At 54.6% G+C, this 25484-nt stretch carries 24 protein-coding genes; 12 read left to right on the plus strand and 12 right to left on the minus strand.

The annotated features are described in order from the left end of the window. The first annotated feature begins 6 nt into the window (after positions 1–6). Entirely contained in the window at positions 7–819 is an 813-nt protein-coding gene (locus MUU47_RS04985) for an ATP-binding cassette domain-containing protein (protein WP_258987072.1), read from the plus strand. Between the two features lie 3 nt (positions 820–822). Further along, positions 823–2082, plus strand: coding sequence for a sugar ABC transporter permease (locus MUU47_RS04990; RefSeq protein ID WP_258987073.1), 1260 nt, complete (start codon positions 823–825; stop codon positions 2080–2082). A gap of 137 nt (positions 2083–2219) precedes the next feature. Here the strand turns inward: MUU47_RS04990 and MUU47_RS04995 are convergent, their stop codons facing one another. The 3 genes from MUU47_RS04995 to dalD form a co-directional block, all read right to left on the minus strand. Continuing rightward, positions 2220–3500 (minus strand): RbtT/DalT/CsbX family MFS transporter, encoded by a 1281-nt coding sequence (locus tag MUU47_RS04995; protein ID WP_258987074.1) that lies wholly within the window; start codon positions 3498–3500, stop codon positions 2220–2222. A 64-nt stretch (positions 3501–3564) separates the two neighbouring features. After that, the gene (gene xylB, locus MUU47_RS05000; protein WP_258987075.1) at positions 3565–5028 is read right to left on the minus strand and encodes a xylulokinase; all 1464 of its coding nucleotides are present in this window, start codon (positions 5026–5028) and stop codon (positions 3565–3567) included. A 10-nt stretch (positions 5029–5038) separates the two neighbouring features. Continuing rightward, entirely contained in the window at positions 5039–6403 is a 1365-nt protein-coding gene (dalD, locus tag MUU47_RS05005) for a D-arabinitol 4-dehydrogenase (protein ID WP_258987076.1), read from the minus strand. A gap of 212 nt (positions 6404–6615) precedes the next feature. Here dalD and MUU47_RS05010 point away from each other — a divergent pair, with 212 nt between their 5' ends. Beyond that, a complete protein-coding gene (locus MUU47_RS05010; RefSeq protein WP_258987077.1) occupies positions 6616–7557 on the plus strand; it encodes a sugar-binding transcriptional regulator in 942 nt (313 codons plus the stop codon). On the opposite strand, the gene MUU47_RS05015 is transcribed toward MUU47_RS05010, so the two are convergent. Beyond that, the gene (locus tag MUU47_RS05015) at positions 7554–8576 is read right to left on the minus strand and encodes a LacI family DNA-binding transcriptional regulator (RefSeq protein WP_258987078.1); all 1023 of its coding nucleotides are present in this window, start codon (positions 8574–8576) and stop codon (positions 7554–7556) included. The two genes, MUU47_RS05010 and MUU47_RS05015, sit on opposite strands and share 4 nt — an antisense overlap. Before the next feature lie 122 nt (positions 8577–8698). Here MUU47_RS05015 and MUU47_RS05020 point away from each other — a divergent pair, with 122 nt between their 5' ends. From MUU47_RS05020 to MUU47_RS05035, 4 genes are all read left to right on the plus strand, one after another. Further along, positions 8699–9448, plus strand: coding sequence for an SDR family oxidoreductase (locus MUU47_RS05020; protein WP_258987080.1), 750 nt, complete (start codon positions 8699–8701; stop codon positions 9446–9448). Positions 9449–9470: 22 nt separating this feature from the next. After that, positions 9471–11084, plus strand: a complete 1614-nt coding sequence (locus MUU47_RS05025) for an FGGY-family carbohydrate kinase (RefSeq protein WP_258987081.1) — start codon at positions 9471–9473, stop codon at positions 11082–11084. A gap of 177 nt (positions 11085–11261) precedes the next feature. Next, positions 11262–11843, plus strand: a complete 582-nt coding sequence (locus MUU47_RS05030) for a nuclear transport factor 2 family protein (RefSeq protein WP_258987082.1) — start codon at positions 11262–11264, stop codon at positions 11841–11843. A gap of 40 nt (positions 11844–11883) precedes the next feature. Continuing rightward, positions 11884–12870, plus strand: a complete 987-nt coding sequence (locus MUU47_RS05035; RefSeq protein ID WP_258987083.1) for an amidohydrolase family protein — start codon at positions 11884–11886, stop codon at positions 12868–12870. Positions 12871–12971: 101 nt separating this feature from the next. Here the strand turns inward: MUU47_RS05035 and mhpA are convergent, their stop codons facing one another. Genes mhpA through MUU47_RS05050 form a run of 3 tightly spaced genes read right to left on the minus strand, consistent with a single transcriptional unit; the run spans position 12972 to position 16364 of the window. Beyond that, positions 12972–14540: a bifunctional 3-(3-hydroxy-phenyl)propionate/3-hydroxycinnamic acid hydroxylase MhpA gene (gene mhpA, locus MUU47_RS05040; protein ID WP_258987084.1), complete on the minus strand. Its 1569-nt coding sequence runs from the start codon at positions 14538–14540 to the stop codon at positions 12972–12974. A 20-nt stretch (positions 14541–14560) separates the two neighbouring features. Beyond that, positions 14561–15490, minus strand: a complete 930-nt coding sequence (locus MUU47_RS05045) for a VOC family protein (RefSeq protein WP_258987085.1) — start codon at positions 15488–15490, stop codon at positions 14561–14563. 40 nt (positions 15491–15530) lie between these two features. Then, entirely contained in the window at positions 15531–16364 is an 834-nt protein-coding gene (locus tag MUU47_RS05050; RefSeq protein WP_258987087.1) for a fumarylacetoacetate hydrolase family protein, read from the minus strand. A 166-nt stretch (positions 16365–16530) separates the two neighbouring features. On the opposite strand from MUU47_RS05050, the gene MUU47_RS05055 reads away from it, so the two are divergent. After that, positions 16531–17196 (plus strand): GntR family transcriptional regulator, encoded by a 666-nt coding sequence (locus MUU47_RS05055; protein WP_258987089.1) that lies wholly within the window; start codon positions 16531–16533, stop codon positions 17194–17196. 1 nt (position 17197) lies between these two features. On the opposite strand, the gene MUU47_RS05060 is transcribed toward MUU47_RS05055, so the two are convergent. Next, positions 17198–18091: a LysR family transcriptional regulator gene (locus tag MUU47_RS05060; RefSeq protein ID WP_258987090.1), complete on the minus strand. Its 894-nt coding sequence runs from the start codon at positions 18089–18091 to the stop codon at positions 17198–17200. Between the two features lie 107 nt (positions 18092–18198). On the opposite strand from MUU47_RS05060, the gene MUU47_RS05065 reads away from it, so the two are divergent. Genes MUU47_RS05065 through MUU47_RS05075 form a run of 3 tightly spaced genes read left to right on the plus strand, consistent with a single transcriptional unit; the run spans position 18199 to position 20780 of the window. Next, entirely contained in the window at positions 18199–18897 is a 699-nt protein-coding gene (locus MUU47_RS05065) for a CoA transferase subunit A (protein WP_258987091.1), read from the plus strand. A 24-nt stretch (positions 18898–18921) separates the two neighbouring features. Beyond that, positions 18922–19587, plus strand: a complete 666-nt coding sequence (locus MUU47_RS05070) for a 3-oxoacid CoA-transferase subunit B (protein WP_258987092.1) — start codon at positions 18922–18924, stop codon at positions 19585–19587. Between the two features lie 2 nt (positions 19588–19589). Then, complete coding sequence (locus tag MUU47_RS05075; protein WP_258987093.1) at positions 19590–20780, plus strand: acetyl-CoA C-acetyltransferase; 1191 nt, start codon at positions 19590–19592, stop codon at positions 20778–20780. A gap of 56 nt (positions 20781–20836) precedes the next feature. Here MUU47_RS05075 and MUU47_RS05080 read toward each other — a convergent pair whose 3' ends face one another. The 3 genes from MUU47_RS05080 to MUU47_RS05090 form a co-directional block, all read right to left on the minus strand. Further along, positions 20837–21637 carry an alpha/beta fold hydrolase gene (locus MUU47_RS05080; protein ID WP_258987094.1) on the minus strand — a complete coding sequence of 267 codons (801 nt, stop codon included), beginning with the start codon at positions 21635–21637 and terminating at the stop codon, positions 20837–20839. A gap of 81 nt (positions 21638–21718) precedes the next feature. Further along, the gene (locus MUU47_RS05085) at positions 21719–23170 is read right to left on the minus strand and encodes a sodium:solute symporter family protein (protein WP_258987095.1); all 1452 of its coding nucleotides are present in this window, start codon (positions 23168–23170) and stop codon (positions 21719–21721) included. Next, positions 23163–23375: a hypothetical protein gene (locus tag MUU47_RS05090; protein WP_258987096.1), complete on the minus strand. Its 213-nt coding sequence runs from the start codon at positions 23373–23375 to the stop codon at positions 23163–23165. The genes MUU47_RS05085 and MUU47_RS05090 overlap by 8 nt, the downstream gene beginning before the upstream one ends. A gap of 143 nt (positions 23376–23518) precedes the next feature. Between MUU47_RS05090 and MUU47_RS05095 the strand changes: the two genes are divergently transcribed. Then, positions 23519–24457 carry a LysR family transcriptional regulator gene (locus MUU47_RS05095; protein WP_258987097.1) on the plus strand — a complete coding sequence of 313 codons (939 nt, stop codon included), beginning with the start codon at positions 23519–23521 and terminating at the stop codon, positions 24455–24457. 101 nt (positions 24458–24558) lie between these two features. Here MUU47_RS05095 and gcvA read toward each other — a convergent pair whose 3' ends face one another. Continuing rightward, on the minus strand, positions 24559–25458 hold the full coding sequence (gene gcvA / locus MUU47_RS05100; RefSeq protein WP_258987098.1) for a transcriptional regulator GcvA: 900 nt from the start codon (positions 25456–25458) through the stop codon (positions 24559–24561). Between the last annotated feature and the right edge of the window lie 26 nt (positions 25459–25484).

The following is a 25484-nucleotide window of genomic DNA, read 5'->3' on the forward strand; positions in this document are numbered from 1 at the left end:
TTTACTATGTTAATCGACAATGGCCTCGCCCCGCGCACGGATAGCCCGCTTCTTCAGTTAAGGAAAATATCTAAAAACTTTGGCGCTGTTTCCGCCCTGACGGATATTGATCTCGACGTTTATGCGGGTGAAGTCGTGGCACTGGTTGGCGATAACGGCGCAGGTAAATCGACGCTGGTTAAAGTGCTGGCGGGCGTGCATCAGCCCACTTCTGGCACCATTGAATTTGAAGGTAAGGAAATCACTCTTGATAGCCCGGGCAAAGCGCTGGAGTATGGAATTTCCACTGTTTTTCAGGATCTGGCGTTGTGCGAAAACCTGGATGTGGTGGCGAACCTGTTTCTGGGGCACGAGCTGTCGGCCTGGCAGCTCGACGAAGTGAGCATGGAGGTGCAGGCATGGACGCTGCTCAACGAGCTGGCTGCCCGCATTCCTTCCGTGCGCGAACCGGTCGCCTCCCTTTCTGGCGGACAGCGGCAAACTGTCGCCATCGCCCGCTCGCTGCTGCTCCATCCCAAAATCATTATGCTCGACGAGCCCACGGCCGCCCTCGGCGTGGCGCAGACTGCAGAAGTGCTGAACCTGATTGAACGGGTACGCGAGCGGGGGCTTGGCGTGATTATCATCAGCCACAATATGGAAGACGTGCGGGCCGTTGCCGACCGAATCGTTGTTCTGCGTCTGGGCCGCAATCAAGGCATTTTCACACCGGAAGCCACCAACCAGGATCTGGTCGCCGCCATTACCGGGGCGACAGAGAACGCCGTATCGCGCCGGGTCGAAAGAAAAACGCATGAACATACGACGGGAGTGAGCTGAGCCATGACCACAACCACCAATAAACCGCTGATGCCTGAAACCAGGCTAGACCGTAGCGACGAGCGTGTCAGCCACCAGGACAGTATTTCCGGCCTGCTGCGCGCGTATATCACCCGCATTAAAACAGGCGACCTGGGGATGATCCCCGTGGTCCTTGGGCTTATCATTATCTCCATCGTCTTTACCGTACTTAACCCGATTTATCTGGCACCGAATAACCTCGTCAATATGCTTTTCGACTGCGCCACGGTGGGCTTTATCTCGCTGGGTATCGTCTGCGTGCTGCTGCTGGGTGAAATTGACCTTTCCGTCGGGTCGATGAGCGGCCTGGCCTCGGCCATTATCGGCGTGCTGTGGGTGAATCAGGGCTGGCCGGTCATTGGCGCAATAGCCGTTGCGCTGGCAGTGGGCGCCGCCGTAGGGCTGATATACGCTCAGCTTTACAGCCGCTTAGGGATGCCGAGCTTTGTGGCAACCCTTGCCGGACTGCTGGCGCTGCTCGGTATGCAGCTGTATATCCTCGGCCCGTCGGGAAGTATTAACCTGCCCTACGTTTCCCCGCTGGTGCGCTTCGGCCAGGTACTGGTGATGCCGGGCTGGCTGGCACATCTGTTTGCATTGCTACCCGGGGTGCTAATGCTGGTCCAGGGGTTGCGCACCCGCACGCGACGGACTCAGGCCAACCTGTCCTGCGAACCGCTCAGCTCACTTTGGGCACGCAGCATTTTTCTGACCGCCGTGTTCGAGTTTATGGTGTTTTATCTCAATATGGGTCGCGGTGTGCCATGGGTCTTTGGGCTGTTTATCCTCGTCGTTGTGATGCTGAACTATGCCCTGAAACGCACAAAATGGGGCCGCTCAATGTTTGCCGTAGGGGGGAACCGCGAAGCTGCGCGCCGCTCCGGCATCAATGTACGCCGTATTTACATCAGCGCGTTTATGATTTGTTCCGTGCTGGCCACAACCGGCGGGATCCTTGCCGCTTCACGCCTGGCTTCTGCCAGCCAACAGGCGGGGACCGGGGATGTGAATCTTAACGCTATCGCGGCAGCGGTGATTGGCGGCACCAGCCTGTTTGGCGGGCGCGGCAGTGCGTACTCTGCCCTGCTCGGCATCATCGTTATTCAGTGTATTTCCAACGGGCTGACGCTGCTCAATCTGCCGTCGTCGTTACGCTATATGATCACCGGCGGCGTGCTGGCTATTGCCGTCATTGTGGATTCGATGGCGAGGCGTTCGCGGGTGAGCCACGGTCGCGCCTGAATTCAGAAAAGAGGGGAAGCGCTGGCTGCAAAGTACCAATAAGTTCATCAAGCGTTGGATAACACCCGAGCGCCGCCGCAAACTTTACGTCCTTGTTCCGTTAACGGCTGGCAGGGTACGCGCCAGCCGTAACTGTCTTAAGACGCCCGTGCTACCGCTTTGTCGGTTTTATCCGAACTGCTTTCAAAGCCAGGCTGTTCGACACGAATAAAGTGGCAAAGGAAGAAGGCGATGATATAAAGCGCGGTGTAGGCAATCACCACCCCAATGGTGCTGAAGAACGGCAACAACACTACTGCAATCGCCGGTGCCAGGAAGTTCGACAGGCCCGCAGAGAGGTTGTAGACAGAAATAGCAGCCCCTTTGTGAAGCGGTTCGAGCGCCGGAAAAACAGCCGCCATCGGCACGAATGCCGCGACGAAAATCCCCAGCGAAATGGCCGGAAGTAGCGCCATGGCGAAATTATGCCCGAAATGCTGCGGCACGTAATAGAACGCCAGGCTTGAAAGGGCCATACCGATGCAGCCGAACCAACGGACGACGCGCATCCAGCCCATTTTTTCCGCCACTATGCCCCAGAAAATATTTGAGAAAATGGTCGTAAAGAAAAATACCGCCCACACCTGGAGCCACTCAGAGGTGCTGAAGCCCAGCTCATCGACGAACATCAGCGGCATGATTACCGCAAAGCCAAACAGCGACAGCGTGTTGATAATGCGCACCATGCTCGAATACATAATGCTACGGTTGGTATAGAGCAGCGTAATCGCCCGGCTCAGCTCGTTGAGTTTCTCTTTGGTCGTCAGGTTATGCATGTGCGTTGGGGTATGCACGTTACGCAGGGAGATCATCGCAATCACCCCGCCCGCCAGGCAGAAGAACAGCGCCATCCACAGCGTACCCAGTTCGCCAACCAGTGGAATGGTAAAACTCGGAATGTAGCTACCCGCCACGCCAATACCAATCGAATAGACCGCCCAGTACCAGCCCAGCGCGGAGCTGGCATTCTCGCTCTTCACGTTATGGATAATCACCACGATGAAGGAGTAGAGGAACAGCGGGTAGGCAAAACCGCGAATGCCGTAGAACAGCAGGATCAGCGCGTAGTTGGCATGCCCCAGACCGAAGGTCAGGAACAGCACGTGGAACACACACCACAGCACAAAGCCGATAAACATGGTTTTCTGCGGCGTAATAATTTCGGCAACCACCCCGGAAACCCAGGCGGACAGCGCGGCGGCGAGGCCATAGAGCGTAAAGGCAAACGATGCCTGTGCAGGCGAAAAGCCCAGCTCTTTGATGTAGTGAGAGAGGAACGCCAGCTCAAAACCGTCACCGGTCATGAATACGGCGATAGCGATATAGCCCCACAGCAGGTGAAGCGGTAATCCAAACCATTGTTTATTCGCAACGGACATAGTGACCTCGTTTCTTTTGTACAGGGTAATCCCGGCCGCAGCCGGGTCACTTTTATTATTAAAATCAGAAGGTTCTATAATTCAGATCGTTCAGGTAGAGCGACGTAAAGTGCGCGTAGCGTTTCATCAACGCGGCATGCTGCTGAGCCCGTGGCGACCAGCTCTGGTATATTTCAGGTTTTCTGCAAACCGATGCCAGATCTTTACCCGCCGCCAGGCAGGCCAGACGGGCTGCCCCGAGCGCGCCGCCGGTTTCGCCCCCCTTGTGGGTGACAATAGGCATATTGAGCACGTCCGCCAGCAGCTGCGCCCAGAATGGACTGCGGGCACCACCGCCGACCAACGAACACTGCTCGATGTGCGTACCACTTTCCTGCAACACCCGCAGCCCATCTGCAAGACCGAAACTCACGCCTTCCAGCACCGCATACCCCATGGTGGCGCGACTGCTGGCATGCGTTAGCCCGTGGAAAATGCCCTTCGCATTCGGATCGTTATGAGGTGTACGTTCCCCGGAAAGATACGGCAGGAACATGGGGGCCTCCGCCTTCTCCTGCTCGCTCAGCTGCGCGACTTCCTCAAGCAACGCCGTTTCGGTCACGCCAACCAGTCGGCAGAACCATTGCAGGCAACTGGCGGCGCTCAGCATGACGCTCATCTGATGCCAGCGATTGGGCAACACGTGGCAAAACGCATGCACTGCGGAGGCCGGCGCCGGGCGATAGGCTTCGTTAACCACAAACAGCACGCCGGAAGTGCCCAGAGAAATAAACGCATCCCCTGGGTTAACCGCCCCCACGCCTATGGCGCTGACCGCGTTGTCGCCACCCCCACCGGCGACCACCACCGACGGGTTAAGCCCCCAGCGCGCGGCGATTTCCGGGGCAAGCGTTGCTGAGGCGTCACAGCCTTCCACCAGCTCTGGCATGTAGCGCCTGGACAGACCGCACTTAGCAAGCAGGCTGTCTGACCAGTCGCGGCGCGCCACGTCCAGCCAGAGCGTGCCCGCCGCGTCGGACATATCAGAGATTTTTTTCCCCGTCATCCGCAGCCGCAGGTAATCCTTCGGCAGCAAAACCGAGTCGATACGTTTGAAGTTTTCTGGCTCATGCCTGCGAACCCACAGCAGCTTCGGTGCGGTGAATCCCGGCATAGCGAGGTTCCCGGCCACCGCGTGCAGCTCTGGGGCCATTTCTTCCAGCTCCGCGCATTCCTGCGCGCTGCGGGTGTCGTTCCACAGAATGGCCGGGCGGATCACATTGTCTGACTCATCCAGCAGCACCGCGCCGTGCATCTGCCCGGAGAGGCCAACGGCTTTAATTGCCGACCAGTGCTGTTCACATTTCTCTTTCAGCGTGCTCATCAGGTAGTCGGTGGCCTCCCACCAGGCCTGTGGGCTTTGTTCTGACCAGTGCGGATGGGGCCGCTGGATGGTCAGCGGTGCGCTGTGGCTGGTCACGATGTCACCGTTTTCGTCAATGACCAGCGCTTTTACTTCTGAAGTGCCGAGATCGATGCCTAAGTACATGATGTATTCCTCAGCGGATCAGTGAATAAACAGCCTGAATTTTTTCACGCAGCAGCGCGGTGAAATCTTCCCGCTGCGCTAATTCCCCGAACAACGCTTTGTCACCGGCGTAAAGCGCCACGGGATCTTCGGCGTTGAACATGGCATGCACAGCATTTGCGTCCAGAATACCGTCCTGGTATTCATACGGCAGCTGGCCCTTGTGCCACTGCTCCATGAAGACAAAAAACAGCGCTGGCAGCATGGCGGTCGCGTGCGGCACGGTGTCGCGCTGATAGCATTCGATCATCGTCGGGGTCATCATCGCCGGGATTTTCGAGAAACCGTCTGCCGCCACACGCTGATTGGTATCTTCGATATACGGGTTGGTGAAACGCTTCAGAACCACGTCGCGGTACGTCGGCAGGTCGATGCCGTTATCGCCCAGGCTTGGGATCACATCTTCGGTAACGTAGCGGTCGGCCACGGCGTAGATGGCATCCGTGAGGGTGCTTTCGTGAATAAACGTCCTTCCCATCAGCGTTCCCGCCCAGGCAATGCAGCTATGGGAGGCGTTCAGGATACGGATTTTCGCTTCTTCGTAAGGGATGACCGACTCGACCATCTCCACGCCAACGGCCTCAAGATCCGGGCGAACGTCGCGGAAAGTGTCCTCAACCACCCACTGGATAAAGGTTTCGCCCATCACAGGCGCTTTATCATCAATGCCGGTCTGCGCTTTGATGCGCGCGGGCAGATCCGCCGCCGGACGAGGAGTAATACGGTCAACCATCGTGTTCGGGCAGGTCGCATTGGCTGCCAGCCACGCGATGACGGGCTGCTTGCCGGACAGTTCGAGGAACTCCACCAGCCCGTCGTGGAAACGCTCACCGTTGTGGCGCACGTTATCGCAGTTAAGCAAGGTCAGAGGACCCGCGCCGTTAGCCATACGCTGCTCAAGAATATGGGTGATAACGCCATAAATCGTTTTATTGCCACCCTTCAGGTCACAGTCCAGATCGCCATTTGCGACCTCCAGCCTGTGGGAGGTGTTCAGGTAGTAACCCCCTTCCGTCACGGTGAATGCGATGACTTTGGTTTCCGGCTTCGCTCCTTCTGAAATCAGCGGCTGCAGGTCAGCCTGCCATGGCAGCAGCTTCTGAATGGAGGTGATTTCTTCATAAGCCCTTTCGCCTTCCGGGCTGACCGTTTCCAGCACGTAGCGGCCTTTCTGCGCCGTCAGAGCGGCGACGACATGTTCCGCATCATTGCGAATATTCCCGGCAGCGATGTGCCAGCGGGTATCGCCCTGCGCAATCAAACGGTGCAGGTACCAGGCCTGATGTGCGCGGTGAAAAGATCCCAGACCAATGTGTAACCAGGTATTCGTAGTCATGACGTAGCTCTCCATTCAGATTTGTGAACTGAATGTAATTGAACATTTAATTAAATTAAGAGCGTTACATCACAAAAGAACAAATGACCTTTTAAATTACAAATGACCAGATACAGATAAATTAGTGTTGCCTGCCTGGCCTGCACGCGCCAGAATGCAGGTATCACAACGGGAACAAGCTTTCCGCGTCCCCTTCTAAGGTGCTGAAAAAATTGATAACTGAAGACGATATCCGGTTGGATCAGAAAGTACGCGCCGCGTGGATGTACTACATTGCCGGACAGAACCAGAGCGAGATAGCCACCCAGCTCGGGACCTCCCGGCCTGTCGTACAGCGCCTGTTGGCGGCGGCAAAAGAAGAGGGCATCGTCTCCATCGGTCTTAACCACCCGGTGGCCAGTTGCCTGAATTACGCGCAAATGCTGAAAGAGAAATACGATCTTATCGAGTGCAGCGTCGTCCCCGCCTTTACCCGCGACATGACGCTCGACAGCGTCTCCTTCGGCTGCTATCAACTGATGAAAAAGTATCTTCACAGTGATGAGGATAAAGTGGTCGGCGTGGGCTCAGGCTTAACGCTGAAAAAGACCATCCGGCAGATTGATTTCGACAGCGCCAACACGCGCTGTGTGGCATTAATCAGCGCCATGAACGCGGACGGGAAGTGTAACTACTACGACGATGTGCCGCTGCTGCTGGCCAGTAAAATTCAGGCCAATTATTATCAGTGGCCTGCGCCGCGCTACGCGCAGACGTCGCTGGAACATCAGATGTGGTGCTCAAACCGCCTGTTTAACAACGTCTCCGACGTCGCGTTGGATGCGGACGTTATTTTCGTCGGCATCGGCGCGCTGACGCAGGACAGCCCTATCGTTAAAGACGGTTTCATCACCCTCGCCCAGCTTGAAACGCTGACCCTGCAGGGGGCCATCGGGGAGATTCTGGGCCGCTTTATTGATGCCAGCGGCGACGTGGTAGAGAGCGATATCAACAATCTGATCACCAGCTTTGATATCCGCCGCAGCCCGTGTCCGCGCATTGCTGCCGCCTGTGGGGAGGACAAGCGCAGTGTGATTTTCTCGGCGCTTAAGGGCAAGTGGATTAACGGCCTGGTGACCGATGAGCACACTGCCCGGTGGCTGCTGACCCGCTAAATCGGGCTGCCGATGGTGAGTGTGGGCGGGATTTCGATGCACTGAATTTTGGCGTCACCGGAATCGATAATTGAAAACGCCGCTTCCAGCATCGCCGGGACGTCCTGACGCACCATATCGATATCATGGCCCAACAGCGGCACGAACGGATCCCAGTCAAAGCAGCCCATTGGCGGCTGCTGCGTGCCGGTTTGCCCACGGGCGGACAACCACTGCACCACCCCTTCCAGCGAAATGGTCGAATTGACAAACAGGCCGTACACGCCATCTTCCGGCGGTATAAAATCCGCCAGGCTCGCCTGAACATGCTTTGGCGAGTAGCCGTCAACAAAGGTGTTTTTCGCTGACACGACAAGGCCCGCCGCCTGATGCGCATCCCGGAAGCCGCGCAGACGTTCACGGGTGTTGTGGTCGTTGCGCCTGCCGCCGATAAACGTCAGCGCGACCTTCTTGCCAAAGCGCTTCTCAGCGTTGAGCAGAATACGTTCGGTCAGTGCCTTTGCTCCGGCGTAGTTATCGGAGATAACCGAAGGCGCAAGCGTGCCCGGCAGGTCAAGATTCAGCGTGTGAACGCCCGTCTGCGAACACAGCTCAGAGATTTCATCAGGCCGCGTCGCCCCGGTCGCAATCACCCATTCAACCTGCCAGGAGAGCATGGTGCGCACCGCTTCCAGCTCCAGCTCCGGGTCACGGCGGGTACAGGTGATAATCGGGAACAGGCCGCGCTCACGCGCCATCTCTTCAAATTTTTCGACAATGGAGCCGAAGTAGCGGTTATCGTATTTCGGCACAATCATGCCAATCACGCGGGATTTATCTTTGCGCAGCAGGCTGGCCTGCCGATTAACCGCGTAGCCCTGCTCCTGAGCCACCTGGGTAACCTTCTCGGCCAGCTTCGCGCTGATGCGGCGCTTTTTCCAGTTACCGTTAAGAATAGCGCTCACCGCACTTGCCGAAACCCCGGTCATTTCTGCCAGATCGTAAATCGTTATTTTCTTCGTTTTCCTGGTGCGTATCACAAATTTCTCTCTCCGTTTTTTATCGGGCTTGCCGCACATTTCATCTGATGCTAAATCTGCTCTATCGATTGAGCAATTTGTATTACATCCCAATAATCTGCCTGGCTGACAAGGATTATAAAATGAAAAACACATTACCCTCCAAGAATTGCGCACTGAACGGCAAAGTGGCTGCCATTACCGGTGCCGCCTCCGGCATCGGGCTGGAATGTGCCCGAACGCTGCTGGCGGCAGGCGCGAAGGTTGTACTGATCGACCGCGACGGCGAAAAGCTTGAGAAGCTAACCGCGGAAATGGGTGAAAACGCCTTTGGCCTGGTGGTGGATCTGATGCAGCCGCAGCAGGTCGACAATATCCTCGCGGGGATCCTGGAAAAGGCCGGGCGTCTGGATATCTTCCATGCTAACGCTGGCGCTTATATTGGCGGCCCGGTGGCGGAAGGCGATCCGGACGTCTGGGACCGCGTGCTTCACCTTAACATTAACGCCGCGTTTCGCAGCGTGCGGGCGGTACTGCCTCACCTGATCGCCCAGAAATCCGGGGATATCATTTTCACCAGCTCCATCGCAGGCGTGGTGCCGGTCATCTGGGAACCTATCTATACCGCATCCAAGTTTGCCGTACAGGCATTCGTTCACTCAACCCGTCGCCAGGTTGCACAGTATGGCGTACGTGTGGGTGCTGTTCTGCCAGGCCCGGTGGTCACCGCCCTGCTCGACGACTGGCCGAAAGAGAAAATGGAAGAGGCTCTGGCCAACGGCAGCCTGATGCAGCCGATTGAAGTCGCCGAGTCCGTATTGTTTATGGTGACGCGCAGTAAAAACGTGACCGTTCGCGATCTGGTCATTCTGCCAAACAGCGTCGATCTGTGATCCAGGGATAATGGATAAAAATATGAAAAGTGAAACACAACGTACCCTGATCGGTGTGGATGTTGGTTCAGGTAGCGTACGCGCCGGGATATTCGACCATGATGGTCATCTGCTAGCCCACGCGTCGCGTCCCATCACGCTATATCGCAGTTCAGGGAATAAAGTCGAGCAATCCAGCCGCGAAATCTGGCAAGCGGTCTGTGAGAGTGTTCGTGAAGCGATCGGTGCCGCCGACGTCCCGGTCACTAGCGTGAAAGGAATTGGCTTTGATGCCACCTGTTCACTGGTGGTCCTGGGGCAAAACGGCGAGTCGCTTCCGGTCAGTGACGAAAACCATCCCGACCGCAATATCATTGTCTGGATGGATCACCGCGCCACCGGGCAGGCCGAGCGCATTAACGCCACAGCACATCCGGTGCTGAAATATATTGGTGGCAAAATATCCCCAGAGATGGAAACGCCAAAATTGCTCTGGCTGAAGGAAAATCGCCGGGAAGTGTATGACAATGCCTGGCAGTTCTTTGATCTGGCTGACTTCCTCACCTGGCGCGCCACGGGGGATCTCGCCCGCTCAACCTGTACCGTAACCTGCAAATGGACCTATCTGGCGCATGCAAAGCGTTGGGATGCTGACTATTTTCGTACCATCGGTCTTAACGAACTGGCGGATGAAGATTTCGTGCGTATTGGTCAGCAAATCGTTGAGCCAGGGACACCTTGCGGCCAAGGACTAAGCCCCAGCGCGGCAGATGAACTGGGGTTGCCTGTCGGTACGCCTGTCGCCGTGGGGATGATTGACGCCCATGCTGGCGGTATCGGTACTGTGGGTGTGGATAAAGGTGCGCTGCACAATCTTGCCTGGGTGTTTGGCACTTCCGCCTGCACAATGACCTCTACGGAAAATCCCGTTTATATTCCCGGTGTGTGGGGGCCTTACTATTCAGCTATGGTGCCGGGCATGTGGCTGAGCGAAGGGGGTCAGAGCGCAGCGGGTGCGGCGATTGATCAACTGGTCTCTTTCCATCCTGCTGCCGCTGAAACACGCAAACAGGCAGACGCTCTTAACGTACCGTTACCCGTTTATCTCGCGGATCTCGCGCTGGCGAAATTCACCGAACCTTCCCGCACAATAGAGCTGGCCCGCGGAATGCACGTGGTGCCAGAGTTTTTAGGCAATCGCGCACCCTTTGCTGATCCCCATTCCCGGGCAGTCATTGCAGGTCTGGGAATGGAAAATGATTTGGACAATCTGATAGCACTCTACATCGCAGGGCTTTGCGGGATTGGCTACGGTCTGCGGCAGATCGTTGACGCTCAGCGCCATGAAGGGGTGGTGACAGATAAGATAGTGATTAGCGGCGGTGCAGGCCAGCATCCGCTGGTGCGTCAGCTGCTGGCAGACGCATGCGATCTTCCTGTGGTAACCACGCAGTGCAGCGAGCCGGTATTACTGGGTTCAGCCATTCTTGGCGCAGTGGCAGGAGGCCTGGCCCCCACCGTCAGAGAAGCAATGCAGAAAATGACGAAGCTTGACCGCCAGTTTGATCCGCAAGAGAGATACCGTCAGCTGCACAAGTCTCGTTACGAAAGCTACATCCTTTTGCAGCAAACGGCGAAGAGGATCCGGGAGAGTTGATATTGTCATTCCCGTGTCTGGTGGACGGATCAATCCACTCTGGTCCGTCATCCCTGTCACAAGCTTCCATCAGAAAAAATGATTAATCAGTCAAATCTATATATTTGAATTTACCTTATTTCGGGGCCAAACTGAATCCAGTCAAAAAAATACCGTTCACTAACAGGAATAATAACCATGCAAAACCAACTCCACGACCGTCAGCAACTTAACGACCTGATGAATGGCTGGATGCACCGTGATTTAGGTGAATGGGATCAATTACGCGACTTGTTCCACCCTGACGGCACGATTGAAATCACCTGGTTTGAAGGGCTGGCCAGTGAGTTCGTTAACGGTTCAATGCGCATGGGAGCTTCCGATCTGCGTACAAAGCATCTTATAGCGTCTCCTGAAGTGACATTCAATGAGGCCGGAAATAAAGCAATCCTTCAAACTAACGCAATGATCATTGCCGAGAACGTTAAACTGAATATTGGCTGTGAATGCCACAACCGATTTTATGATCTGGCAGAAAAACGCGATGGCGTATGGAAGTTATTCCATCGTCAGTCAGTTTACGATATCGGGACCTTCACCTTCCCATTCGGCCCCGTGGCTATTGACCAGACGATTGTGACCAAATATCCGCGTGAATATGCCGCACTGGCCTATTTGCTGGAGCAGAGCGGATTCCCTCTTGGTCGTGTATTCGCCACTCGCGGCAGCGAACTGGAAACAAAGATGAAGGCTGAAGGTCAACGCTGGCTGGCTGCCTGAGCCTGACGCATTCACTCTTACTGAAAAACTGAGGTAAAAAATGGTCCAGAGAATCGATGTGCATTCACACTTTCTGCCCGAACGCTACCGTGCGGCGCTTGCCGCTGCGGGTCATTCGAAGCCATCAGGGATGCCCGCCATTCCTGAGTGGAACGTTAATGAACACCTCGACATGATGGACCGTAACCAGATTGGCAGTGCCATCCTTTCTGTCTCAGCGCCAGGCGTCCACTTTGGTGACAACGCCGCCGCCCGGGATCTGGCCCGCTATGTGAATGAAGAAGGGGCAAAAGTCGCACAGGAACATCCGCAACGTTTTGGCATGTTTGCCACACTACCGTTACCTGATGTCGACAGCGCACTGCGCGAGCTGGACTATGCCTTTGATACGCTGAAGGCTGACGGAGTGGTCCTCGAGAGTAATTTCCATGGTATCTATCTCGGTGACACCCGGTTCGACCCGGTGTTTGAGGAACTGAATCGCCGACATGCGAAGATTTTCATCCACCCGACTAATCCGCATTGTCCATGCTGTCAGGTTCAGCCGAAAGGTGAAAACGCGGCATCACTTCCACCCATCGGTTATCCCTTCCCGATGATTGAGTTTATGTTCGAAACTACGCGCACGGTGTTTAATTTGCTGCTTTCGGGCACCCTGGTTCGCTACCCGAATGTCCAGATTATCGTGCCACATGCAGGAGCGACAATCCCTGTACTGGCCGATCGTGTGACGGGCCTTTCGCCTGCGCTGGGTTTGCCTGAAAAACTGGACTCATCGAAATTTATGGCTTCATTACGCGGTATGTATTACGACCTGGCGGGATTCCCACTGCCACGCCAACTGAAAGCCTTGCTGGAAATCGCCGACCCGAAACGTATTTTATACGGCAGTGATTACCCTTATACGCCGGAGCCACTGGTCACCGGGCTGGCGGCACAACTTGACGGAAGTCCCGAGCTAACGTCAGCGATCCGGGCCGATTTTATGCGTAACAACGCACTCACCCTGTTCCCTCAGTTTGCTTAAGCGGAACAGTCTGAACCTTTCGGTATCATCTTTTCGAAGCCATAATGGGTGAAGTGTAAATCAAAACAGTACCAGGAGGCTTGGCCTCCTGGTACTGTTGTTCAGGCGACGTTATCGCAGGCAGGCAAAGATTGGCGGAGGTGCTGTAATAAATCAGGTATTTCCTCCACAGAACTCACCGCACCGTAAATATAAAAATCGGGACGAATAAGCACGGCCTTGACCTGATTCTCCCGCATAAAGGCGAGGAATTTACCTGAAACATCCGTATAGCTGTCCGGATGCTCGGTCGCTGAAATAACAACCAGTTCACCGCCAGCCTGCTGCATTATCGTTTCGGTCATGTCGCGTAATGACGGAAAGACAACATCGTCAGATACGATCAAATGAAAACCTCGGCCAAACCATTCATCAAAGCGCTGCGTATTGCCTCGTCGGCGTACAGGTCCATGAATAAACAACTGTCCTGCCAGGCCTTTTTCATCAGGATAAATCAGGCCGTCCGTAATCCCCGGGAATGGCGGAACGGGTGGCACTTTCCCCTGAAAATACGCGTCATCACGCGCCTGAGCCTGTTGGTTATCGGCGACACAAACAACCCGCCCCATCGCCATTGAGGCTTCAATCACCGCCTGGATCTGTGGTTTGCGCTCTTTGGTATAATCCTCCAGCAGGGTTGCATCGGATACACCGCGTAAAATCCGCTCCAGGCGCCAGCTCAGGTTCCACACATCCCGTAATCCGGAACACATCCCCTGCCCCATGAACGGTGGCATAAGATGGGCGGCATCCCCGGCCAGCAGGACACGTCCCTGATGCCAGTTTTCGGCGATACGAGAACGGAACTGATACACCGCATGGCGAACCAGCGTCACGGTGTCTTCCGTCACCCACGGTTTCAGCAACTGCCAGACCTTCTCTGTGGACTGCAAATCGCTAAGGCTTTCGTGCGGCAGACGCATAAACTCCCAACGGCGGTACCCCGGCCCCCCCGGCACCAGCGTGGTTGGGCGGTCAGGATTACACCACTGCGCTGCCTCGGGAACCTCAAGCCTGACCCCTTCATGCGGCTTAACATCCACCACCAGCCAGTCTTCCGCAAAACCTAAATCCTGCCATTCGATGCCACACGCATTTCTCACCGTACTGTTGGCGCCATCCGCACCGATGACGAAGCGGGCCTTTATCTGACGCGTCGGTGCCTGCAGGTTATCGTGTTCCGCGGTAGGCGACAGTAGCAACTCGCAATTGTTGGGATGTTGCTGTAGCGCTCTGAGTTCCCAGCCCTGATGCACGTGCACATTCGGCAGCAATTTGACGTGCTTATCAAATATGGCTTCCAGCTCTGGCTGATTAAAGAAGTAACCAAAAGGACCATCACTTATCGATTCGCAAGCCCAGTCCACTTCTACCAGCATTTTCCATTGTGCGTTAAACCACTGATACAGCGAAGAAGGATGCGAAATCGCCGCCACTTCCTCCTCCAGATCCAGTAAACGCAGCATACGGCGAATCTCATGATCGTGAAAAACAGCCCGGGGTAACGGATAAAGAGACTCCCAGCGTTCATAGACGGCAATGTTGTAACCCTGCCGCCCCATGACTAACGCCAGCAGTTGTCCTACCGGGCCATAACCGACAATGGCAATATCATACGTATCGTTATTCATAACTTTCTGCCTGTGCTCTTTTATGAGGAAACCGGGCATTTATACCCGTCAATTTCAGTGTTATGGATAAAATAAGCGGGAACGTCAGGGCCCCATAAATAGAGCGAATTTTCCGGCAGAAAATCACCGGTCGGCCAGTTTATATTAGCGCTAATAAAATCGATATCGGCGGAATATTCACAGAAAGAGCCCCAGGGATCGCGGACATAATGGAAATAATTCGAGCCGAGACAATGCCTGCCAGTTCCCCAGCCATCTTTAAATCCGGCGGCGGCCATTTGTGTTGCACCGTTGCCCACCTCATCAATGGAGTCCACTTCCCAGGCGGCATGATGAAATCCTTTGCCGCTGCTTTTGGCAAAGGCCACCAGATGGTGATCGCAGCCGTGCCGGGCATGCATAAAGGCAATAATATCCTGAGAAAAATCAGACAAATTAAGCCCTAGCGTCTGTTGATAGAACGCAATAGCGCGCGGCACGTCAGCCGTGAATAATAAAAGATGAGAGAGTCGATGCGGCTCAACCTTGTCGACTGCATCACGGGTTACCGTCCCTCGCTTGTCAGCCACGGATACCCGGGTGGGCGGAATACGTTTGCTATCCGGGATGGTCTTTTCACCTGGTTTTATGTTCAGACGGTTCCCTTCCGGATCGCTAAACCAGAAGCCTTCATGGGGAACAATTTCTGGCTGGATACCGCAGGCTCGTACCTGCTGTAAAAGAAATTCATAATCCTGCGGATAGCAATTAAAGCTGATATAAGCCAGGCTCTTGCGCTCAGCAGGATATATTTTGGCCCAGAGATGACCATCCCCTGCGGTTAATGTCAGCTCCGTTTCTTTATTTTCTGTTATCAGGCCAAAGCTACGATAAAAATATTCGGCTTCAGCCAGCGAAGGTACAAAAAGGGAAAAGTGGTCGATTGAATGAACACCGCGCGTTTGGGTCATACGTCCTCCCGGGAGTTGTAGGGCACATCGGTTTTGTCATTTATTTTTCTAAGGCCACCGGGTTGCGCAATGTACCAATTTGCTCGACGCTCACTTCCACAATATCTCCCTCTTTGAGATAGCTTTTTGGATTCATACCAAAACCAACACCAGCCGGGGTTCCGGTCACGATAACATCACCGGCTTCCAGGGTGATGGCTTCGCTTAAGGTTGAAATCAGGGTGGCCACATCGAACAGCATGTCGTCAGTGCTGGCCGACTGCACGACGTTACCATTAACCCTTGTCTCAAGACGTAAGCCTTTAGCGCCACGCGGCAGCTCATCTGCGGTCACCAGCTCAGGTCCAAATGCCCCGGTGGCGTCAAAGTTTTTGCCCACCGTCCACTGCGGCGTGATGAACTGATATTCACGAACCGAAGCATCATTAAATAAGGCATAACCGGCGACGCAATCGAGCGCCTCTTCCGCTGTGATATAGCGGCCGCCGCTTTTGAGGATCACCGCCAGTTCGCCTTCATAATCCAGTGAATCAGACAGCTTTGGCAGAATGATCGGCTGATTGTGGGCCAGCAGGCTGCTGTTGAAACGTGGGAAAACCGTCGGGTAAGTCGGCTGCGCATAGGGTGATTCACTGGTATGGTCGGCATAATTCAGGCCAACGCAGATAATCTTACCTGGACGGGTCAGAACAGGAAGATAACTGTTCTCGTCCGGATTGACGGTTTCGCCGTGCCCTTCTGCACCATAACGGACTAAGTCGACACCACGACTCAGCAATGAATCCAGTGATTCTTCCCCGAGGATTTTTGTCCCTTCCGCGGTTTGCACGCCCAGCACGCTTTTCTGTTGATGAGTAAAGTAAACGTAACGCATAGTGGATTTCCTGTAGTGAAATGAGATGGCATGCAGTCAGGCTAATCCCGTTAAAATATACGATCAACATAAAATATATATTTTTAGACTTTAAATTCTATTGTGTGATCTGTATATAATTTTAGTCATGCCGATTCGGTACCTGTACACATAATGGGTCAATGAGATGAATGAAAAGCGCACCATGGCATCACAGCTCGAAGAGCAGGTCCGCCGGGACATTATTAATGGCAATCTGAAGCCGGGTAGCAAAATGCGTCTGAAAGAACTGTCCGCCCATTATGACGCTGGCGTGATCCCGCTGCGCGAAGCGCTGTCTCGTCTGGCGATGACCGGTTTCGTTGCTGCGGTTGATCAGAAAGGTTTTAGCGTACAGCGTGTCTCGGCACCTGAACTCCAGGACATCACGCTGACGCGGCTGCATATCGAATGCAAGGCGCTGGAACGCTCTATCACCAACGCAGATATTGACTGGGAAAGCCGCATTATCGCCGCACACCACCGGATGGAGCGCTATGAAATGCGCAACCCGGATACCCGGCAACTCAACCCGGTGTGGGAAGAGGCGCATGAAGCCTTTCACGCCGCCCTTCTGTCGAACTGCAATTCGCCCTGGCTATTGAAATTTGTGTCGACATTATGTGACCAGACACTGCGCTATCGCGCACTGGCGGTAACGTCGCCGACGAGCCAGGCCAGAGATGTCTCTCTTGAGCATCGCCAGCTGCTTGACGCTACGCTGGCACGAGATGTCGCGCAGGCCACCGCCTGCCTCACTGAGCACTACCTCAGAACCATGGACATCGTTTTGCAAAACGACACGCTGGAATAAATCACTGCCACGGGGATGAACACTCGCGGATGACCCCTGCCAACGTTTGCACCGTCATCGACAGGTTTTCACCGCTGTGGGTGATAATGCCCACCATTTGCTCAACAACCGGCTCATGCAAAGGACGGCACACCGCACCCAGCTCCTCCATCTGCCTGATACATAACGCCGGAACCGCACTGTAACCGAGACCGTTTGCCACCATACGCCCGATGGTGGCCAGTTGATGGCTTTCGGCTGTCACATCCGGCTTAAGCCCGTGTTCCTCCAGTTTTTTCTCCAGCAATCGTCGCATTGCAGACGGCCGCTGCAGGGTGATGAAATCGTTCTGTAGCAACTGTGGCCACGTGATCCGCTGTGCTTTTGTTAACACGGAATCCGGCGGTAGCACCGCCACAAATTTATCGCTGCCCAGCGGTTCAAACATCAGCCCTTCTGATTTTTCGGGTTCAAACCCGATCCCCAACTCAACCCGTCGCGCCCGAACCATCTCAATAACCTGTTCATTAATCACGTCATGCACGGTGATATGGATTGCCGGAAAGCGATCCCGAAACGTTTTCAGTAACACCGGGAGTTGATTGGATGCAAAAGCAGGCATAGCCGCGATGGCAACAGCGCCCCGTTGCAGGGTAAACCGCTGACGAAGCCGCTCCTCGGTATTTGACCAGTCGGCCAGCAGTTGCCGCGCCAACGGCAACAGGATCTCCCCTTCCGGCGTCAGGCTGACGTTTCGGGTGGTCCGTATCAGCAGGGGACCGCCAAGCCGGGACTCCATCTCTTTAATTGCCAGGCTCAGGGCTGGCTGCGTCATATGTAACTGCTCGCTGGCCTGCAAAAAATTCAGGCTCTGGGCAACGGCGACAAAGGCGCTGAGCTGTCTGACGGTGAACATTTTATTTATAAATAAAACCTATAAAAAGATATGAAAAATAAATTTAACAAATAACCGCCAATTAACCCATGATGCAGTTCACAACTCGTTTACATAACAGGTGCGACATGGCAGGTCTTGATAAACGTATTGCTACCCATGAACTGGCGCTGGATGGCCTTTCAGACAGGATGACGGTTCTGGTTGGCGGTTTTGGTCTGTGTGGGATCCCGGAGAATTTACTCCAGGCCCTGCTAAGACGGGGTTCCCGTGATTTAACCGTGGTTTCCAATAACTGCGGCGTGGATGGTTTTGGCCTCGGTTTACTACTGGAAAGCCGCCAGATCCGCAAAATGGTCGCCTCATATGTGGGTGAAAACGCCCTGTTTGAGCAGCAATTACTCAGCGGTGAGCTTGATGTCGAACTGACCCCTCAGGGGACGCTTGCAGAAAAAATTCGTGCCGGCGGAGCCGGGATCCCTGCTTTTTACACCGCAACAGGTTTTGGAACCCCTGTGGCTGAAGGCAAAGAGACACGTCAGTTTGGCGATCGCCACTATGTGATGGAAGAGGCCATTACCGCTGATTTTGCCTTGATTAAAGGCTGGAAGGCGGACTGGTACGGCAATGTTATTTATCGCCACACCGCGCAAAATTTTAATCCGGTGATGGCGACTGCTGCACGGGTGACCGTCGTTGAAGTCGAGGAAATTGTCGCGCCCGGTGAGCTTGATCCCGCACAGATCCACACCCCCGGTATCTATGTTGACAGGCTGGTTCTGGGCTCGTTCGAGAAGCGTATTGAGCAACGAACCTTGCGCGCATGAGACCTCATGTAACGGAGAGAAAATATGGCACTGACTCGTGAGCAAATGGCGCAGCGTGTGGCGCAGGAATTAAGTGACGGTTTCTACGTCAATCTGGGCATTGGCCTCCCGACCCTGGTCGCCAATGCTATTCCACCAGGGGTGGATGTGTTACTCCAGTCCGAGAACGGTATGCTGGGGATTGGCCCTTTCCCCACCGTGGATGAGGTTGATGCCGATTTGATTAATGCCGGCAAGCAGACGGTTACCGCCAGAGCGGGCGCATCCTTTTTCAATTCTGCCGACTCCTTTGCCATGATCCGCGGAGGTCATGTCGATCTCACGGTACTGGGCGCGTTTGAAGTCGATGTGGAAGGCAACATCGCCTCATGGACGGTTCCAGGCAAGCTGATGAAAGGCATGGGCGGAGCGATGGATCTGGTGGCCGGTGCGGAAAATATTATCGTGATGATGACCCATACCGATAAGGCCGGAAATGCCAAACTGCTGCGCCGCTGCACGCTCCCGCTGACCGGTACCCGCTGCATTCGCCATGTGCTGACCGACCTGGCCTGGCTGGAAGTGCAGGACGGAAGCTTTTTACTGAAGGAGCGTGCCCCCGGCGTCAGCGTCGAGGAGATCCTCAGCAAAACCGAAGGCCATGTCATCGTGCCAGAGTATGTTCCTGAAATTCGTTGTTCAGAGGTATGAATATGCATGACGTTGTCATTGTCGGTGCGCTGCGTACCCCGACAGGACGGTTTCAGGGGGCATTTTCCACCCTTCCGGCGACCGAACTGGGCAGTGAGATTGTGAAGCGCTTGATAGCCGATGCGGGCATTGTTCCGGCGGCTATTGACGAAATCATTCTGGGCCAGGTACTGACCGCCGGATGCGGGCAAAACCCCGCCCGCCAGACCGCCCTGAAAAGTGGATTACCCTACGATATTTCGGCAACCACCATTAATAAAGTGTGCGGTTCAGGTCTGGAAGCCATTCACCTTGCGGTGCAGGCATTACAGTGTGGTAGCGCGAGAATCGCTATCGCGGGTGGGCAGGAAAATATGAGCCTCGCCCCCTACATCCTGTCACAAAGCCGGACGGGCATGCGAATAGGTCACGGTGAAGTGACGGACAGTCTGATCCATGATGGCCTGTGGGATGCGTTTAATGACTATCACATGGGGCAGACGGCTGAAAATATTGCCCGTCAATATCAAATCAGCCGCCAGGAGCAAGATGCCTTCGCGCTTCTCTCCCAGCAAAAGGCCGCCGACGCAATCAAATCAGGCCGGTTTAAAGCGGAAATAGTCCCCATCACCGTTCGTGAAAAAACGGGTCCCCGCCAGGTGATGCAGGATGAACAGCCTCGTCCAGGCACTACCCCGGAAAGCCTGGCTGCTCTGCGCCCGGCCTTCAGCGAAGAGGGCAGCGTCACCGCCGGGAATGCCTCGTCGATGAATGATGGCGCTGCGGCTGTGTTACTGATGCGCGCAGAAACGGCCAGAGAGATGGGAATACCGGCGCTGGCCCGGATTGCGGCGTATGCCTGCGCCGGTACGGATCCGGCCATCATGGGTATCGCCCCGGCGGAGGCGACACGTCGCTGCCTCGACAAAGCGGGCTGGCAGCTGGCAGAGGTGGACCTGATCGAAGCCAATGAAGCTTTTGCCGCGCAGGCTCTTGCTGTGGCGCAGGTCCTGGAACTCGATACAGATAAGCTCAACGTTAACGGCGGCGCCATTGCTCTCGGCCATCCCGTCGGGGCATCTGGCTGTCGCATTCTGGTCACATTAGTGCATGAAATGCTTAAACGCGGGGCAAGTAAAGGTCTGGCAACGCTGTGCATTGGTGGGGGGATGGGCGTTGCAATGGCTATCGAGCGCGTGACGCCGACTGATTAAGTGAATACCCTTTCTGGCGTATTCCGGAACTCTTCCGGAATACGCTCAGGGGATAATTACTTCTGTGCTTTCACATGTTTCGTCAGAAACGCATTCACTACCGAATTAAACTCCTCCGGGGATTCAAAATAGGCTGAATGCCCTGCATCAGGGAACGTATACGTTCCGGCTCCCGGCACCAGCGTTGCAGTATGAAAATGGCTCTCAGGAGAGAGAAAATCATCATGGGCGCCACCGGCAATAATGGTTGGCACCGTGTAATTCTCGAAATCCTGCGGATAGAGTTTGATGCTGTCATCCTGCATAGTACGGGCATCAAAGGGACCATTCAGCAGTTTTATCTGGCTATAAAGAAAAGCAATATCGGGATGAGCCTTAATGAAGTCACGGTTCCAGCCGATGCCTGAATCGCGACCAGTGCCACCGAACTTACCACTGTTGAAGATATCACCGGAGGATCTCAGGATAGCCCAGTTTGTCTCTGAGTAAGCCGGTGTAGGTGAACCGCTAATAAACAAACATGACACACGTTCAGGCGATTGCACGGCCAGACGCAATCCCGCCCAGGCCCCCAGAGACTGACAAACGAAAGCCGCTTGTGTCAGGCCTTCGGCATCCATAATTACGCGGATATCGTCGGCGAAGAACTGTGGATGCACCTTCTCTGGCGGACAAGCAGAGTGCTTGAACCCACGTAAATCAACCAGTATCGCCCGATAATTACGGGAGAAGAAAGGAACCTGCTGGAACCAGGCCAATGTATTACCGCCACCACCATGGATAAAAAAGACAGGATGCCCTTTTTCTCCGTGAATTTCGTAATAGAGTTTCACACCTTCATTCATTGCATAAGGCATATTCATTTCCCTTTATGGATGGTTTTTACCGGTGGCGTCATTGACCGCACCGGCAATGAAGAAGCAGTAATGCCAAGCGGCTCAGCCAATCGCCCGACTCTGGACGGCGGTGTCGGGTAACCATTTCTGACCGATGTAAACGCCAACAAGATTCATGCCCAATCCCCAAAGCCCAGGGTGCCAACCCAGCGGCGAATCAATCAGGAACTGGCACACCAGGAAGGTCAGGCTGCCGACGATCACTCCAAGGGTGACACCCGCGCGGTTCAGGGATGGGAAGAAAAGCGCGCCCAACACCATTGGCATCAATTGCACAATCACGCCATAGGCTCCCAGCAACAGCACCACCAGTGAAACAGGATTGAACAGTGCAATGGCGTAAGCGACCAGCGATAGTCCCAGCACGCTCCAGCGCGTGACGCTAACGGCTTGCGCTTCGCTGGAATTACGCATCAGATTAGAGCCGAGGATATCGCGCGTCAGTATGACCGCCACGGTATGAGCCTGATTGGCGCCAGAAGACATTGCCGCGGCCAGTGCCCCGGAGAGCATCAACCCTTTTACCCACGGAGAAAAGTTAGCCACTTTCAGTACCACCTCAAGCAGCACCGTGTCAGGGCGAGCAAGAGGTGAACCCGCGAAGATAAGCATCCCGGCCAGGCCTATCAGCAACAGCGGGATCAATAACAGGCTATACAGTGGATAAAGCACGCTAACCTGGCGCAGGCTGCGCGCGCTGTCAGCTGAGTAAAAGCGGGTGAACACGTGGGGCCACATTCCCGAGCCAAAGGCACTAACCAGAATTGCGGTCGAGACGCCTCCCCAAGTCATACCCGTTACACCCGGCATGGTCAGGTATTCCGGCATCTGGAGCTTAATCTGAGTGAACATCTCCCCCACGCCGCCAAACAGACGATGGGTAACCGCCAGCCCCAGGAACCATGCAATGCTGACCATCATGATGCCCTGTAACAAATTGGTCCACCCGATCCCTTTCAGACCACTGAAGAAGACGTAGATGGCCACCACCACAAAAGCCAGAAAGGCGCCCAGCCAGAACGGAATAAACCCGTCGGTGGCGGCCTGGAACAGTAACCCGGCACCGGTTATCTGAATCGCCAGATATGGCACCAGGGCCAGCACCCCAATTGCACCTGCAAGAATGCCCAGCGGTCGGCTGCGATAATGGTCGGCAATCATATCCCCTTGTGTCAGATAACCCCGCGCTCGCCCTAACTCGGCGGCACGCGGCCCCAGTACCCAAATAGGGATAGTGGCCAGGCTGATAAAGGCAAAGATATACAACGCGACTGCACCGTGCTGGTAAGCCCAGCCAGGCGCACCGAGAAAGGTAAAGGCTGAAAAAATCTCAGCGCCGATGATGAAAAACAGAATAAAGACGCTGACATGTCGCCCACCAGCCACATACCCCTCAAGGCTGGACCCCGATTGCCCTCGCGCGCGGATGCCCACCCACAACACCACGCTCAGGTAGATAAGCGTAATTCCGGTCACTATTGTAGAGTCACTCATGACGCCCTCCCCCATGTCTGGCGACGAAGGCGACCGCCATCCCGCAGAACAGCAAAACCGCCCATAGGATGTACCAGAAGAACAGGAATGGCAGTCCGAACACGGTTGGCTCAATACGGTTACCAATCAGGGCGCCAGGCCAGGTCATGGCCAGAGTGCATAGCGTGAAATGCAGCACGATCAACGTGTTATAGGTCTTTGTCATTATCTGGACTCGCTCGCTCAGCGCGAGGTAATGTGAATGGTGGTTCAACTATAGTCCAGCCGATATATAGTAAATATATTGTTAATCGATATCTGGTATGCTTATTTGGCATACCGTATCAGAAACCAAAAAGAGTGAGAGTCATGGATTTCCGTCAGCTGCGTTATTTTATTGCCGTGGTCGAGGAAGGCTCGGTGCTGGCTGCCAGTCGGCGCGTACATGTCGCCCAGCCAGCCCTGACCCGCCAGATTCACCTTCTTGAGGAAAGTCTGGGTGTCAGGCTATTCGAACGCCATGCCCGGGGTATGAAGCTCACGGTAGCCGGGATGGCCTTATTTGAAGATGCTCAGGAGCTGCTGGATCGCCGTGACCAAATCAGAGCAAGGCTCACGGCTTTGGATAGCGGGTTGACGGGAAAACTGGGACTGGGGATCACCGTGACCCAGCTATGGTTTCCCCAAGTTGCCACATTACTTGGCGACTATCGTCGCCGCTATCCCGGTGTGGCCCTTGAAGTCTTCCCGTTACTCTCAGGCCCGCAGCTGGATCGACTTCGTGTGGAGCGCCTGGATGCGGGTATTCTCTATCTTGATAATGGCAAGATTCCGGGGCTTGATGCTCGCCTCCTGCATCGCGATTATCTGGTTCTGGCTGTGCATGAACATTCCCCGTGGGCCAGCCAGCCTCCCCGAACACTCGCGCAACTGCAGGACGAAGATTTTATTGAGGGCTTTCGCCAGGCTTCACCTGTTTTTTTCGATCGCATGCAAGCACACTTTGCGCGTCACAACTTTCAGCCACGCGTCGTGCAGTATGGTGCCGATAACCTGGCGCTGCTCAGTATGGTCGCCGCGGGATTAGGGATAGCGATTGTTCCCGCGACCAGCGGCTACCATCCAGTCCCGAGAGTCCGTTTTTTGCGTCTTCCTGAACTTGACGACTGCGATATGCCATTGTGGTTTGCCTGGCGGACTGGAAACGATTCACCCGCTTTGCGCAATCTGATAAGCCTGGTTGAGGCGAGGAAATTATCACTCCCCTCAAATAATCCAACATGTAGGCCTGCGGGAAAGAAAATCTAATTAATTCACGGGTTTTCGCAAATAATATAAATTAAATGATGATTTAGATTAACTAAACCAACAAACGAAATTGTCACAGAAGATCTATTTTTATGCTGACGTCAGACGGGGTATTCATTCCTGTCGACAGCAGCAGTGGCAGTGAGCCAATCCCGGAAGCGCCTGCTCATTCGTTGTAAAACAGCCGATTCATCATACACAAGGTAGTAAGCGACTGGAGAGTCAACAGACACTCTTAACGGGTTGATAAGTGAGCCATTTTTAATCTCATCTCGGACCAGTGCACTCCGGATAAGGGCGATACCTTTTCCTGCCAGGGCGGCCTCCAGAACACCATTAGAATCAACAAAAACAGGACCTCTGTCCGTATCGGCCCCAGAGAAACCTACCGCATTAAACCAGATCGCCCAGTCCATCCGGTGCTCATCATGCAGCAATGTATAGCGGGTGATATCCAGTGCTGAAGAGAGAGGATGCTCGCGGGGAATAAGACGGGGGCTGCATACAGGCCACAGGCAGTCGTTCAGGAGACATTCTGATTCCAGGCCAGGATAACGGCCAGTACCGTGCCTTACAGCGAAGTCGATCCCCTCCGACAGCAAATCCACACGCCGGTTAGTGGTGCTGATTTGCACTTCCACGCCGGGGTTTTCTTTTTCAAAGACTGGCAGTCGGGGCAGCAGCCACTGGATCGCAAAGCCACGGGTACAACTGATGGTAATTTTATTGGGTTTGCCTTCATTCATCAGACGCTGTGTTGCTTCCGCAATCTGGCTGAATGCCGGCCGGATGGCACGCAAATAGATCCGGGCTTCATCGGTCAGCTCAAGACTTCGAGCACTGCGGATGAAGAGACGCATGCTGGTCATATCTTCCAGTTTCGCAATTTGCTGGCTGACAGCACTGGAGGTAACACACAGTTCTTCCGCTGCTTTTTTCATGCTTAAGTGCCTGCCTGCCGATTCAAAGCACATTAGTGCATGTAAAGGTGGTAATTTCATAATCTGGTTGTTCTCATGAATTAGTT

The sequence above is a fragment of the Scandinavium hiltneri genome, from assembly GCF_024764835.1.
In the GTDB taxonomy this organism is placed as follows: domain Bacteria; phylum Pseudomonadota; class Gammaproteobacteria; order Enterobacterales; family Enterobacteriaceae; genus Scandinavium; species Scandinavium hiltneri.